13 protein-coding genes are annotated in these 14,781 nt (G+C 52.0%); 7 read left to right on the top strand and 6 right to left on the bottom strand.

Translation table 11 applies throughout. From position 1 onward, the window contains the following. Positions 1-13: 13 nt before the first annotated feature. Complete coding sequence (locus tag CWI70_RS10020) at positions 14-466, bottom strand: DoxX family protein (protein ID WP_126773327.1); 453 nt, start codon at positions 464-466, stop codon at positions 14-16. Between the two features lie 112 nt (positions 467-578). Here CWI70_RS10020 and CWI70_RS10015 point away from each other — a divergent pair, with 112 nt between their 5' ends. Beyond that, positions 579-1,451, top strand: a complete 873-nt coding sequence (locus CWI70_RS10015) for a LysR family transcriptional regulator (protein ID WP_126773325.1) — start codon at positions 579-581, stop codon at positions 1,449-1,451. 72 nt (positions 1,452-1,523) lie between these two features. Beyond that, complete coding sequence (locus CWI70_RS10010; protein ID WP_126773323.1) at positions 1,524-1,754, top strand: helix-turn-helix domain-containing protein; 231 nt, start codon at positions 1,524-1,526, stop codon at positions 1,752-1,754. Between the two features lie 48 nt (positions 1,755-1,802). On the opposite strand, the gene CWI70_RS10005 is transcribed toward CWI70_RS10010, so the two are convergent. Beyond that, the gene (locus CWI70_RS10005; RefSeq protein WP_126773321.1) at positions 1,803-2,936 is read right to left on the bottom strand and encodes a DUF819 family protein; all 1,134 of its coding nucleotides are present in this window, start codon (positions 2,934-2,936) and stop codon (positions 1,803-1,805) included. Further along, positions 2,933-4,033: a mandelate racemase/muconate lactonizing enzyme family protein gene (locus CWI70_RS10000; protein ID WP_126773319.1), complete on the bottom strand. Its 1,101-nt coding sequence runs from the start codon at positions 4,031-4,033 to the stop codon at positions 2,933-2,935. The genes CWI70_RS10005 and CWI70_RS10000 overlap by 4 nt, the downstream gene beginning before the upstream one ends. Before the next feature lie 166 nt (positions 4,034-4,199). Here CWI70_RS10000 and CWI70_RS09995 point away from each other — a divergent pair, with 166 nt between their 5' ends. Genes CWI70_RS09995 through CWI70_RS09985 form a run of 3 tightly spaced genes read left to right on the top strand, consistent with a single transcriptional unit; the run spans position 4,200 to position 8,656 of the window. After that, positions 4,200-6,464: a TonB-dependent receptor gene (locus CWI70_RS09995; protein WP_126773317.1), complete on the top strand. Its 2,265-nt coding sequence runs from the start codon at positions 4,200-4,202 to the stop codon at positions 6,462-6,464. Positions 6,465-6,486: 22 nt separating this feature from the next. Further along, on the top strand, positions 6,487-7,530 hold the full coding sequence (locus tag CWI70_RS09990; RefSeq protein ID WP_126773315.1) for an N-acetyltransferase DgcN family protein: 1,044 nt from the start codon (positions 6,487-6,489) through the stop codon (positions 7,528-7,530). After that, a complete protein-coding gene (locus CWI70_RS09985; RefSeq protein ID WP_126773313.1) occupies positions 7,523-8,656 on the top strand; it encodes a hypothetical protein in 1,134 nt (377 codons plus the stop codon). Before CWI70_RS09990 ends, CWI70_RS09985 begins: the two co-directional genes overlap by 8 nt. Here CWI70_RS09985 and CWI70_RS09980 read toward each other — a convergent pair. Then, the gene (locus tag CWI70_RS09980) at positions 8,610-9,281 is read right to left on the bottom strand and encodes a GntR family transcriptional regulator (RefSeq protein WP_126773311.1); all 672 of its coding nucleotides are present in this window, start codon (positions 9,279-9,281) and stop codon (positions 8,610-8,612) included. The two genes, CWI70_RS09985 and CWI70_RS09980, sit on opposite strands and share 47 nt — an antisense overlap. 212 nt (positions 9,282-9,493) lie before the next feature. On the opposite strand from CWI70_RS09980, the gene CWI70_RS09975 reads away from it, so the two are divergent. Continuing rightward, positions 9,494-11,035, top strand: a complete 1,542-nt coding sequence (locus CWI70_RS09975; RefSeq protein ID WP_126773309.1) for an amidohydrolase family protein — start codon at positions 9,494-9,496, stop codon at positions 11,033-11,035. 19 nt (positions 11,036-11,054) lie between these two features. Beyond that, complete coding sequence (locus tag CWI70_RS09970; protein ID WP_126773308.1) at positions 11,055-13,025, top strand: serine hydrolase domain-containing protein; 1,971 nt, start codon at positions 11,055-11,057, stop codon at positions 13,023-13,025. Positions 13,026-13,096: 71 nt separating this feature from the next. Here the strand turns inward: CWI70_RS09970 and CWI70_RS09965 are convergent, their stop codons facing one another. Beyond that, on the bottom strand, positions 13,097-13,516 hold the full coding sequence (locus CWI70_RS09965; protein ID WP_126773306.1) for a nuclear transport factor 2 family protein: 420 nt from the start codon (positions 13,514-13,516) through the stop codon (positions 13,097-13,099). 9 nt (positions 13,517-13,525) lie between these two features. Further along, positions 13,526-14,770: an ATP-binding protein gene (locus tag CWI70_RS09960; RefSeq protein WP_126773304.1), complete on the bottom strand. Its 1,245-nt coding sequence runs from the start codon at positions 14,768-14,770 to the stop codon at positions 13,526-13,528. Between the last annotated feature and the right edge of the window lie 11 nt (positions 14,771-14,781).

Here is a 14,781-nt window from a genome sequence, read left to right as displayed (position 1 = left end):
TTTTCACCTTCGCTTATTTAGCGTTAAGTTTTGCGGCAATGACGTTATCAAGCGCGAAGCGACCACCACCCAAGGCGGTCAGCGCTGCGGCTGCTGCTAATAAGCTTAGCGCAAACTCATAGCCGTTGTTGGCCATGAACAAACCATTACTAGCATGTACGCTGAAAATCGCGACCACCATGGTGAACGCTGAAACCAAGGCTGCTGGACGTGTCAGTAAACCAAGAATCAACGCAAGACCACCGAAGAACTCAGCTGCGCCAGCCAGCAATGCCATCAGAAAGCCCGGTTCTAGGCCGATACTCGCCATCCATTGTCCAGTGCCCTCAAGTCCGTAGCCGCCAAACCAGCCAAACAACTTTTGTGCGCCATGCGCAGTGAGGATGACGCCAACAGGTACGCGTAAGAAAAAAGCGCCGATACCCGCGTTTGAATTGAGTAGTGTGTGTAATTTTGCAGTGTTCATAAAATGCCTCCATTAAGTTGATGGTGGTACTCTACTCCTCTTTAATTGGTAGATTAATGGCGTGATTCGTGCTTTATTATCTACAATATGTGGTTAATAACAGAGATAAGGCATGGATAGACTGCAAGCAATGCGCATTTTCGTGACCGTCGTCAATGAAGGCTCTTTTGTACAGGCCGCTGAAAAGCTTGATGTTTCTCCTCAGTTGATAAGCAAGTCGTTAGGCCAGCTTGAAGACCATTTAGGTGTACGCTTATTGAACCGCACCACGCGGCGCCAGCATTTAACCGAAGCAGGTAGTACTTATTTTGCGCGGGCGCAGCAAGTTCTGGCCGACATTGATGACATGGAACTACAACTATCGGGCTTGCAGCAAAGTGCGCGCGGCGTATTGCGCATCAGCGCCCCAGTGTCCTTTGCAATTCGACATTTGGCGCCGCTCGTGTGTGCGTTTCAAAAAGCTTACCCAGAAGTGGTGGTCGACTTGCAATTAAACGATCGCAAGGTCGATATTATTGAAGAAGGCTTCGATATTGCATTACGCATTGGCAGGCTGGAGTCTTCCTCGCTTATTGCGAAGCGAATAGCTCCCGTGCGGTTGGTGTATTGTGCAGCGCCGGATTATTTGGCTCAGGAGGGAGTACCTGCGGATTTAGTTGCGCTGCGTGAACACCGCTATTTGCACTATAGCTATATGGACGAATCGTTTGTTCCTTCCGCCGCACAGGTGATGCGTAGCAACAACGGCGACGTGCTGGTTGCCGCAGCCTGCGAAGGCGCTGGCATTGCGCTGCAGCCTACGTTTATCGCCGCAGATGCGTTACGCTCTGGTCGCCTGCAAACCGTGTTGTCGGAATTTGAACCTGAGCCAATAGCCCTTTACGCCATCTTCGCCCACCGCCAGTTGCTGGCCAGCAAAGTCCGCGCCTTCCTTGATTTTATTGATGGTTATTTTGGCGATCCTCCGTATTGGGATAGCTACTAAAGAGAAAGCAGTACTCTCCTTGCCATTTATATCTTTTGATGTATATTTTGTATACACAAAAGGATATACCCGATGCGATTAAACGATTCGAAGGATATAGCTGAGGCGGTGCGGAAGGCGCGCAAGGCCTTGCGGTGGTCGCAAAGCGATCTGGCTGATAAGGTTGGCACGACGCAGGCGGTGATCTCGCGATTTGAAAGCAGCGGAGAGGCGCGTATCGATACGCTTCTCAAAATTACTGAGGCGCTCGACTTACAACTGCTGATGCTACAGAAGCGAGAAAGCCCGCTTTGGGATGACTAATACCCAATCTATTACTCGTCGTCTGTACGCGCCAGCACCTCCTTGCTTCTAGCGTAGCAGGTTGGTGAGGGTGATGCCGATGAAAGTGGCGACGGCGTAGCCCAGCACACCAACCAGCATGCCTGGGGTAACAAGGTGGCGCCAGCCTCTGCTGGCGGCCAAAGCTGCTGCCGCAGCAGGACCAAGAATGCAGGCGCTCGACGCGATCATCATTTCCGCTAAGGTGAAACGAAAACGAGCTCCCAGCCAAACCAACAAAATAATGTGCACCAGCACCAGCACTACCAAGAACAGCACAATAGGTATGGCTGCACCGACCATACTTCCCAGATCAGCGCCCAAACCTATGGTCGCGAAGAAGACATACATGAACATGGTTCCAAGCGGGTAATCGTACTCGATACTTTCTTTCACCCGCGCAGGCGCTAAATTGGCAATGAGTAGCGACAGCACCGTAATGGCAATAATAAACATGCCTTCGACGGGGAGCCACGCCGCAATTAACAGGCCTAAGGCGCACACCATCGCTGATAGAAGGAGCGCGAAAACTACGCCGCCTTCACTGGGTGCCGAGGTTGCCGTTGGTTCAGCGGGAAGCGCTTCTTCTGCACTATCGACGGCAGCCTGGTTGGCCGGGAAGCGTCGCGCCGCGAAACGCACTGCTGGTAGGGCCATGAGTAAGGCTAGGAAAAAGATGGCACCGATGGCATCGGCAGTGAGTGCAGCGGAATAGAGCGACGAGTCGCTGAAGCCAACGGCTTGGGCAGTTGCAACAAAGTTGGCGCTACCACCAATGTAACTCGCGGCGAGTATCCCAACAATTTCCGGCTCAAAGGTTCCAATGCCTATGCTATAGGCACCAATTAGTGCGCCAGTCACGGTAAACAAAGTTGCCAACGCAAAAGCTAACACCATGCGCCGACTTTCTCGAAACACCACGCGCAAATCTGCACTAAACAACAACAGCGGAATCGCTAAGGGCACCATGATGCCTTGTACGACACCATAAACAGGGGCCGACGACGGCAAAATACCCAAATTGCCGACGACAAAACTCAATAGCAGAATAATCAAAGGCGCCGACATCGCAGCGCCCCACTTGGTTTTCTCGCTTACATAACCAATCCAGACCATTAGCAGCAAACAAGCCAACAAGGCGAAGGTGTTGTCGGCGCTAATCATAACGTCACCTCAAACACGTCGCTCAAGGCACTCAGCTCTAACTCCGCCCCTAAGCCGATAGCGCCGCCCACCGAGATGTGCCCACCATCACCATAGCTTAGCCCGCCAACCACTGGGTCTTCGCGAAAGTGCAGCGCCGAATCCAGATCAATAAAATGGATAGTTGGCCGCGCCATCGCCAAGTGTGCCGCCGCAGTCAACCCCAAACGGCTCTCGCCAAAGCAGCCAATCATACAGCGTACACCGGCCGCCTCAGCGACCGAATTGATTTTCAGCGCGGTGTTCAAACCGCCCGATTTCACCAGCTTAATATTCAAGTAGTCCACCGCATCGGCCCGCAGCAAACGCCACGCATCATGATGATTGAACACGCTCTCATCAGCACATAGCGGCAATACCCCACGCGCTCGTAAACGCGCAAAGCTATCCACATCCCACACTGGAAAAGGCTGCTCCAAATATTCAACGCCCAGTTCCGCCAATGCCGGTAACATGCGCAAGGCCTGTGGATAATCCCAACCTTGATTGCAATCAATGCGTAGCGCTATATCGGGGCCAACCGCTGCGCGCACCGCCGACAAATGCTCCAAGTCCAAGGTGCCGGGACGGCCGGTCTTCAGCTTTATCGTGTCAAAACCCGCGTCAACCAGATCCAATGCCATTGCCACGGTCGCTTCAACACTCTCTTGGTTACCAATAGTGTGGTCGGTGCGCAACGATCGTGCGCTGCCCCCTAAGTATGCATATAAAGGTAGACCCGCAGCTTGGGCAGCCAAGTCATACAGAGCCATATCAAAAGCGCACAACACACTTGAGCGTGAGCAATAACGTCGTAACAGCGCTAAACAGGATTCCACCGCCACTGGCGACTGCCCCAGCAACAACGGTGCCATTTCGACGCCCATCGCATAAGTACTGGCCTGAGAATCGTAAGTAATCGCCGCCATTGGACTGGTTTCACCCCAGCCAACCAAGCCGCACGACGTTTCAATACGAACGACGACATTACGCGCCGCAGAGATCTCTCCAATCGGCGTTTTAATGGCCTGATGCATCTCAACATCGAGCTTTGAAACCTTAACAGCGCTTATTTTCATTTTTATACCTGCTCAAAAAGTGTTTTAACGACTATAAATCCGTCTTAATTAAAAATAAAGCTGTACAAGACGAAAAGCGTTGATTATTGTTTAACCAATACACTAAGAGGACGCCCTTAAGCGTCTCCGTTAAAACATCAGAACAACAGGTGAAAGAAGGCTTGCTATGAACAGTAAAATCAACTACTTAACCCGCAGCATCCGCGTTCTTGTCTATGGTATGTCAGTGGTTTCCATAAGCGCTATGGCGCAGCAGCAAGGCGAAACAAACGAACAAGAAGAAAGCGCAAACAGTGACGTCGAAATTATTGAGGTCACCTCGTCACGGCGCGTACAAACCATCCAAGACGTACCGGCATCTGTTTATGCAGCTGACCCCGACGACTTCATTCAAAAAGGCATGACCTCACTCGCCGACGTCGTCGAAACTGCGCCAGGCTTTAGCTTCCAAAGCTTCACCGGCCAACAGGGTCGTGGCTCTATTGCGGCGCGCGGTGTCAGCCAACAAAACGATACGGCGGTGACCGCCATCTATGTGGATGACGTCCCCCTTACCAGTAACTCAGGCTTTGCCGCCGGCGGACGCCTGTATTTTGACGGCCTGCTTGGTGACGTTCAGCGTGTCGAATTAATCAAAGGCCCGCAAGGAACGCTCTTCGGAGCCACCGCAATGGCCGGCGCCGTGCGTTATATCAGCAACGAGCCTGAGCTGTTCGAAGGCCGCGGCAAATTCACTGCCGACCTTTCGCAAACCAGAGACGGCGACATGAATCAGCTGTACCGCGGTTTCTATAGCTTCCCTATTGTTGAAGGCAAAGTCGGCTTAACCGTCGCCGCTTTCACCATGGATCACGGTGGCTACGTTGACCAAGTGAGCGCCGCAGACGGTGCCATCATTAGAGAAAATGCCAATGAGTCAGAAGCGGAAGGCTTCTCAGGCGATCTCTACTTTAACGCCAGCGACCGCCTCGACATCCGCATTAAAGCGATGCAACAAGAATCGTCTTTTGGAATGAGCTCAGCCGTGCGCATCGCCTCGCTCGACAAAGACGAAGCTTACGGTGAACTGAAATCTGACGGCTCTTTTGGCTATGATGAACTGAAGCACACATTGGTTTCGGCCAGCGCCAGCTATGAATTCGATAGCGCCGTGCTCGACTTCACCAGCAGTAAAGCGAAGTACGAAAGCTTCAATGCCCTCGACGTCGCCTACCTTTATGGCCCGATCATCGAAATGATCGGCGGCTTTGATCCAGGTAGCGTGACCGAAGCACCGCTTACCCGTGACGTTGAATCGGACAAAACCGTGCACGAACTGCACCTTACCTCAACCACCGAAGGTGAATGGGAATGGCTTGCTGGCTTGTTCTACACCGAAGAAACCACCAACAATGCGCAACGCTTGACCGGCGAACCGCAAGGCTTCTTAGCGCTCGACGCACGCTTCCCGAGTGACTACAAAGAATTGGCCGCATTCGGTAACGCCACGTATTACTTCACCCCAGATTTCGATATTACTGCAGGCATGCGGGTGTCAAATACCGAACAGACACTCTTATGGCAAACTGAGGGACCGCTGGCTGGTGGCGAAACCATGGACGAAATGCCGACTGCCGATGAAACCGTAGAAACCTACTTGTTCGCTGCGCGTTATCGTCCGTCGAAAGACACCTCGTTTTATGCGCGGATTGCGAGCGGCTACCGCCCAGCATCATCCAACCTTTCGGTCGCCGACCCCTTTACTGGCGAAACACTGTCACAACCGATCATTGAACAGGATGACTTGTGGAGCTACGAAATTGGTATCAAAGGTAGCGCGCTCGAAGACCGCTTAACCTATGAATCATCGCTCTACACCATCGACTGGGAAAACTTCCAGGCCACGGCAACCTTCTACGGCGTCACCACCGGTGCTAACGCCAAAGGCGGAATTACCGTGAACGGCTGGGAAGGTAGCTTTGATTTCCAAGCGAATCGCAACTTTGGCTTCCGCGGTAGCGCCGCCTTCGCCGACAGTACGTTGAACGAAGACGAGCCAGGCTTATTCGGCGATAAAGGTGCACAAGTCGTACGCGTCCCTGAATGGACCTACAACGCTGCCGCCTATTATGACTATCAGCTCAACAGCAGCACCGCAGGTTGGGTAACGCTAAGCGCCCGTTATAAAGATGAAATGAGCACTTCGTACGACAACGGCGCTCCAGAAGATACCTCTGTCAATCTGAAGAGTGACGCGTATACCACGGTCAACTTCACCACAGGGTTACAGTGGGATAATTGGCAAGCATCGTTCTACATCAATAACTTATTTGATGAGAAAGCTTATACCTACTTCAACGCTGCTGGCGTACCCGGCACCGAAGTTGTTGACGTCACCGGTATTCCGCTCGAACCACGTAAAGTAGGCGTGTCGATCAGCTACGCCTTTTAAGCGCACCACAGGTAGGTAGCCAATGAGTACAATTCAGATTAGGTCCCCGTATGTCATCTTTTTAGGTGGCATACAGGACAAAACGTTGGCGAAAACGGGAGCGGGACTGGCAAAGTGGTGTGCGCAAGACGTACTCGGGCAGATTCGGCTAAGCGACTGCAACGTCGACCTTAACTTAGCCGATCTTACCCTTGAGCAAGCACTCGCACAGGGCGCCAAAAGCTTAGTGATTGGCGTTGCCCCTGTCGGCGGTAGTATTCAGGCCAGCTGGCTACCGACCTTTGTCAAAGCACTCGAAAACGGTATGGATATCATCAATGGCTTACACACCAATTTAGCCACCATTCCGGACTTGCTAAAAGCGCAGTCTCGGGGCACCGGTCGCGTTATCAACGTGCGCCAAGTGACCACCGAGATGCCTATCGCCACGGGGCGTAAGCGCCCAGGTCTGCGGCTGCTGACGGTTGGCACCGACTGCGCGGTTGGCAAAAAGTATACTGCGCTCGAGCTCACCCATGCCCTGAACGCCAAAGGCATCAACGCGACCTTTCGTGCCACTGGACAAACGGGCATCATGATCGCCGGCGAAGGCCTGCCCATCGACAGCGTCGTGAGTGATTTTGTGAGCGGCGCAGCCGAACTCATTTCGCCCGATAACCAGCCCGAACATTGGGACATTATTGAAGGTCAAGGTTCGCTATTTAACCCTTCGTTTTCGGCAGTAAGCATGGGGCTACTGCATGGCTCGCAACCGGACGCTATTGTGGTCTGCCACGACGTCGCCCGCGAGCGCGTGAGCACCTGCCCCGACTACCCACTGCCAGAACTTAAGGATTGCATCGATTTGCACCTGCAATGTGCCAAAATCGTCAATCCACGCGTCCGTTGCATCGGCGTTAGCGTGAACACTTCATCGCTGGACCCAAGCAAACGACGCGCTTACTTGGACAATTTACAAGCTGAATTTGGGCTGCCCTGTGTTGACCCACTGATTGATGGATGCGACGCTTTAGTGTCGGTACTTCAAGAACAATTTCAGCAACCCGTAGGGCAGGTCCATGCTTAGTGAGCAGCGCTGGTTTCAGTGGTTTCGTATTTATTTAGTACCGGGACTTATTTTCCAGTCGGTCATTGTTGGCGGTGGCTACGGCACTGGCCGTGAAATCGCCGAATTCTTTCTGGTGCACGGCGCTGCTGGCGGACTCGTGGGTATGCTTATTTCATGCTTGGTGTGGGGTATCGTGCTCGCCATTGCCTTCGAATTTGCCCGTCTTACGCAAAGTTACAATTACCGCACCTTCTTCCAAGCATTGCTCGGACGATTTTGGTGGTTGTTTGAAGTCATCTACCTGCTCATCGCGCTGCTAGTCTTGGCCGTTATTGGCTCCGCCGCCGGCGAGATTGTTGAGCAGCTCTTGGGCATGCCTGCAGACATCGGTGTGCTGACCTTAATGGTCTGCGTAGGGGCTCTTGCCTTCTTTGGAAGCCGCTGGATCGAAAGGTTTTTTGTCGGCTGGTCAGCGCTATTGTACCTAACCTACATCGTGCTCTTTAGCTTTACCTTCAGTAACTACGGCAACGACATCATGCAGCGCATCGCCGCAGCGGAAGTCAGCGGTAGCTGGGGGGTCGACGGCGTGCGCTATGCAGCTTATAACCTTAATGCCCTCGCCGCTGTGCTGTTTGTGGTGCCACGCTTTCGCCGCTCACGCCACGCCCTAGGTGCGGGCGCGTTCGCTGGCGTCATCGCCATCATTCCCGGCATCTTCGTGTTCGTTACCTTGTTGGCGGGCTACCCCAGCACGCTCAGCGCAGCAGTACCCATTATCGATGTGCTAGCGACATTGAACTTACTATGGTTGTTTGTGATTTTTCAGGTGATGTTATTCGGCACCTTCATTGAAACAGGCACCGGCGTGATTCATGCGGTTAATGAGCGGGTAGCCAATAGCTTTAGCGGTCGCAACAAAGCTTTTCCGCAGTATTATCGGGCAATGATTGCCATTGGCTTTGTGTTCGTGGCGACGTACTTGGCCAAAGCGGTAGGCATTATTGATCTTATCGCCAGTGGCTACGGCATGCTGTCGTACGCCTATATTGCCGTGGTGATTGTGCCGTTATTAACGCTCGGTCTCGTCGCCGTGATTAAACAATCAAGTCCTGCGTATAAAACTGCTTATTCTGAAAAATAGCGTTCAGCACCCTTTCTTCGGTTTGCGCAATCATATCTGTAATGCAGGTTTGAATGCGCTTGCTGTCATCACTGCGGACCACATCAATAATGATATTTTGCTGATCGCTGGAATAAGGATACGACTGCTTCGTCTTAACATAGAGCCAGTAAATACGCATGGCGGTGTCTTCCAACTGACGGATCCAGTCGACCATAAGTGGGTAGCCCACCGGTTCACACAGCGCAAGGTTCAGCTCTTTGTTGGTCTTTAACAGTTCGAGGGCAGCATCATCGTCGGTGGATTGCATCAGTTCGGCAATGCGGTCGTTCAGCGCCACAATGCGATCGAAGTCGACCTTCGCGCCAGCAAGCGAGATAACCTCGGGCAACAGCATACGTCGCAGCATAAAATTCTGGCGAATTTCTAATAAGGTCAGCGGTGCAACTTGCGTCACCCGCGGCGACAGCGTGACGAGAAAATGCTGTGCAACCAAGCGCTCCATCATATTGCGGGCAATCGCGCGACTGATACCGAACGTCTCGCTCAGAATGTTCTCAGAAACCTTCTGACTCGGCGGCAGGGACTGCGTGACAATGGCGTCCATAATCATGCCATAAGGATCTGAGGTATCGTGCTTGCTCATAGGGGTCTGCTTCCTTCAGTAAGGCGCTTACGCGGCCGTGACGAAGCTCATTTTAGTACAACTACAGTCCATAATATACCCGCATTTTCCCAAATAGCGCAGCCATTCTTTATGAAAACACATTTTATAACAGGTTTATTTATTATTAAGGCTGTACAAACAGCAATAGGTATGGTTAATTAATCAACAATAGCAACAAAGGAACAAACACAATGTGGCAACCGATCAAGCACCTAAGTGTGCTTGCCCTGCTGTGCTTGGGGCTTACAAATCCAAGCTGGGCCACACATGAATATGATCTTGTACTCACCGGTGGGCGAGTCATTGATCCAGCAAGCGGACTCGATGCGGTCCGTAACGTTGCAATTCGTGGCGGCAAGATTGTCGCTATCAGCGAACAGGACATGCACGGCAAACGCCAAATTGATGTTGCTGGGCTTATCGTCAGTCCTGGCTTTATTGATATGCACGCCCATGGGCAGACCTTGCTCGCCAATCGTGTACAAGCATTTGATGGCGTCACCACTGCGCTGGAACTTGAATCTGGCGCCTTTCCGATTGACGAGTACTACCGCATTCGTGCCGAAGAAGGCCGCCCCATTAACTATGGCGCGTCGGTGAACTGGCTCACCGCTCGCATTGCCGCAGTCTTGGAGCTTGAGCCCTCAAGCCGCGCAGATTGGTTTACCGAAGCATTGAACCGTGACGGCTGGCAAGACACCATCGCCACCCCAGAGCAGTTGGACAAGATTGAACAGTTAGTCGCTGAAGGCCTTGATCAAGGCGGCCTTGGCGTTGGCTTTTTAACCGGTTATGCCCCCGGTTCCGGTCATAAAGAGTACTATCGCATCAATCAACTGGCCGCCGAGCGTGGGGTACCCACCTTTACCCATGCGCGCTTTTTGTCGATGGCGGAGCCGCAAAGCTCGTTTGAAGCCATCCAAGAAATCATCGCTGTGGCCGCAGGGACTGGCGTGCATGCGCACATCGTGCACCTTAACTCCATTAGCTTGAAAGACATCGAACTGATTCGGCCAATGATTTTGCGCTCGCAACAGCAAGGCGTGAAACTCTCAACCGAAGCCTACCCTTACGGTGCCGGCGCAACGTCGATCGGCGCTGCCATGTTCCGTGGTAAAGGGTGGCGTGAACGTATTGGCGGCATCAACGCCAACAACTTCGCCGTCGATGGCAAACGTTTAAGTGAAGAAGAGTTTGCACAGTTACAAGCCGAAGCACCGCAAACCGACATCATTATCCACTTTCTAGACGCTTCGAAACCGGACGAACAAGCACTCATCGATCAAGCGATTTTAATGCCTGAAGGGGTGATTGCGTCTGACGGCGGCGATTGGTTACTCGACAACAAACCGGTCGCTGGTGACACCTGGCCGTTACCCGACAAGGCCTGGTCGCACCCTCGCAGTGCTGGTACCTACGCTCGCTTTGTTAGCAACTACGTGAGCGAGCGCGACGTACTGTCGCTCAGCGAAGCCATCGCCAAAGTCAGTTATTACCCGGCAAAAATCTTACAAGAAGCGATTCCGCAAATGCGTCATAAAGGCCGCCTGCAAGTAGGTGCCGACGCCGACATCGTGGTGTTTTCGCTTCCGGAATTTAACGACGCAGCAACCTTCGCAAAGCCTGCGCAGCTTTCGCAAGGGTTAAAACACTCTATCGTAAACGGACAGTTTGTGATCGAGGACGGCAGATTAGATACCTCTGCCCTCCCTGGTCAGGCCGTGCGCAACTAATAACAATAAGGAGAACATTATGCAGGTTAGTCACACCAACTGTGGCAATGCATTTAGCTCTATGCTCTGTGGCCTTGCGCTACTGATCAGCGGAGCCAGTGCGCCACTCTATGCCCAAGAGGCACAAGAAGCACAAGAAGCACAAGAAATACAAGAGGCACCAAGTGCCCCCGAGATGAAACAAGACCCATTGCCGGGCCTAGCGCCCTACATTGAAGGCACTATCGAAGCACAAATGGCCCTTGAAGACATTCAAGCCGTCACCGTATCGGTAGTCAAAGACGGCGAAGTGGTCTACGCCAACGGCTTCGGTATGCAAGACATCGAAGAAGGCATCGCAGTCAATCCGGAGACCTCCCTGTTCCGGATTGGCTCGACGTCGAAACTCTTCACCTGGCTTGCAGTCATGCAGCAAGTCGAACGCGGTAACCTCGACTTAGATACCGACGTGAACGAGTATCTGGACTTCGACATTCCTGCGACCTACGAAGAACCGATCACTCTGCGTCATATTCTGTCGCACACGGCTGGCTTTGAAGACGGTGGCTTAGGTTACTTGATTCATTCATACCCAGACAAAGGCCCTGAACTTGCCGTAGCTATGGAAAAATACATTCCTGCGCGGGTGAATCCACCGGGTGAAGTCTCGTCTTACTCGAACTATGCCACCGCACTCGCTGGACTGATTGTCCAGAACGTGACTGGTGTGCCGTTCAATCAGTACGTTAAAGAGAACCTGTTTGACCCACTAGGCATGCAGTACGCCAGCTTCGACGAGCCATTATCTGATGAGTTAGAGCCGCACATGACGCGTGGCTACAAACGCGAACTCGGCATCTGGAAAGAACAACCGTTCGAGATGATCAACGCCTTTGGTCCAGCCGGCGCAGTTTCTGCCAGCGCTTTAGCCATGGCGAAGTTCATGCAAGCCAACTTGAACAACGGTGAGCTTAACGGCAACCGTATTATGTCGGCCGAAACAATGGAACTTGCGCACTCGAAACTGTTCAGCTCCGACCCACGGGTGAACGGTATGGCTTATGGTTTTTACGAGAAAACGTACAATGGCTTCCGCGTGGTCGGTCATGGTGGTGACACCATGCAGTTCCACACCGACATGGCTGTTGATAAAGAAAATAACCTCGGTATTTTCGTTTCGTACATGACCACCGTCAGCAACAAAGCACGCAATAACTTTGTTGGCCAGATCTACGATCATTTCTTCCCTGACGACGTCGAACCCATTGAACCGCCATCGGACTTTGCCGAACGCGCAGGTAAGTATGCGGGCTCATGGACCTTCTGGCGTCGCAACGTGAGCACCATCGAGAAGATGTTCGGCCTCTTGAGTGGCGGCATTGACGTGATTCCAACCGAAAACAACACCTTGCTCGTGACCGGTCCATATGCCCCACGTCAGTTCGTTGAGGTAGGCGAGAACTTGTTCCGCCAAGTCGACGGCCACGACCGCATTGTGTTTAGCAGCCGTTCGGGCGAAGGCATCGACACCTTCTACTTTGAAAGCTTGCCATTCATGGGTATGCAACGTACGCCAACCTTTGAGTCAGGCCTATTCAAATACTTGGTGCCAGGAATTGCGCTGTTGTTCTTCTTGCATGCGATCGTAAGCTGGTTCTACAAACGCAAAGACTACAAGCAACGCCCAGCAGCCAGTAAGTCGCTAACTTACAGCTCGCTGTTCATGAGCATTGCGCACTTCGCCTTTGTCGTACTGCTGGCAGTGGTGCTTATCGGCTTTGCGGATAGCTTGTATCGCGGTGTGCCTTTCTTACTGAAAGCAGCGCTGGTCTTGCCATTACTGTCCATTCCATTGACCTTATGGGCACTGTTCCGCTACGTGAAACGCTTCGGCGAAGAAACCTTCACCGTAGGTCGTCGCATCTACTACGGCCTGCTCGTGCTCGCTGGCGTATTTATGTGCTACTTCTACTTCTACTGGAACATGCTCGGCTGGAACTACTACAGCTAAGCGTTAAGGTAGGCGTTTATGAAAGCTCTCGGATGAAAGTTCGAGAGCTTTTTTTATGGAACGCATCAGCGTTATTCACTAGCAAAGTAATAAACGCGTGCGATACGTTGATCGGAAAATTCATACACGGCAATACTCGATTGCACGCGGCGCTCGTCGCCCACTAACCAAGACGCTTGTTCGATCACCGACACACGTGAACCCAGCACCTGCACGTCAACAAGCCTACTACGGCACGAAGCACACGAGGCAAAGTAGCTATCCATCGCCTTCACTAACTCTGAGCGGCCAGCGGTTTCCACGGCCACCGAATCGCCATTCACCGTCAGCCATTGCACGTTATCGGTCACCATCCGCGCCATGGCTGCTGAATCTTGCGCATTGAACGCCTCAGTGTAGGCCTCCACCGTCGCCGCATGGTCGACCTCCTGTGCACTTACTGACGCTAAGAAAAATAACGCAGTGCATAAATAAACTGTTAAATGTCGCATCCTTCACCTTCATACCAACACGCTTATTGGGATCGCATACAGCTCTTTTCCGAAGGGCAAAATTGCATCCCCATCATAAAAAAGCACCCCCATTGCAAACTTTTCAGGACAGGATTGCTGCAATTTATGTAGGCCCTTAAAGTCACTTTCGATAACCGTACTTGCCGATTTCACTTCAAAACCATAAACCGAACGTCCACGTTCAATAACAATATCAACTTCGACCTTATCTTTATCGCGAAAATGGTAAAACTTCAAAGGTTCATGATAGCCATCGGCGTGCTTCCGAAGCTCTTGCAACGTAAACGTCTCGAGCATTTGCCCCCAAATGGTTCGATCTTGATAGAGTGTCTCGGCGTTGAGTCCCAGCAGCGAACACGCAAGACCCGTGTCGAGGAAGTGCAACTTAGGCGTTTTAACTGCACGGCTTAATCGATTGTTATGCCACGGTTGTATTTGTTCAATAATAAATAGTTGTTCTAACAATCCAAGGTAATGATTTATCGTTGGTCGCGATAACGCAAAAGGAGCAGCAAGTTCAGAGGCATTGAAGAGCCGCGCTGATTGGCTTGCAGCTACCTCTAGCAATCGCGGTAAAACACTTAAATTCTGAATAGCCGCAATATCCTGCACGTCACGCTGAATAACAGTGTTCACATAATCCCGATACCAAACAGCTCGACGCTTCGAGTTGCTTCTGAGAATCGCTGGTGGATAGCCACCAGAACTTACCAAACGGCTCAACTCTGCGCCAAACCGCCGTAACCTAGGCTGAGCAAAAGAAGCTCTTGGCTTTTCAACAAAAAGCTCGTCGAAAAATGTCGTTTCGGAACGACTCGCGATCTCCGCTTGCGCCAACGGCCGTAAGTGAACGATTTCCATACGCCCAGCAAGAGAATCCGACAGTGAAGGTAGTAACAGAATATTCGCCGACCCTGTCAAAATGAAACGTCCAGCAGTACGGTCGGCGTCAACAACGGCTTTTATCGCAGTAAAAATCTGAGGGGCACGTTGAACTTCGTCAAGAATACACAAGCTTGGTAAGTCACGAACAAAACCTACCGGATCTGACTGTGCCGCGCTCAGCTGGTTCGCATCATCAAAGCTAATATAGTGATAGCCAAGCGGCTCCCCGATTCGCTTTGCCAATGTTGTTTTTCCGCTTTGGCGAGAACCATGAATCAAAATAACTGGTGAGTCGGTAAGCGCCTCTCGGATGGTTTGCTCAGCAAAACGCGAATAATAGTCGGTCATAACTAGTCGTC

It is taken from the genome of Pseudidiomarina homiensis (assembly GCF_003987225.1).
Taxonomy (GTDB): domain Bacteria; phylum Pseudomonadota; class Gammaproteobacteria; order Enterobacterales; family Alteromonadaceae; genus Pseudidiomarina; species Pseudidiomarina homiensis.
Note: the sequence above shows the minus strand (reverse complement) of the source record. Positions and strands in the feature narration are given on the sequence as shown.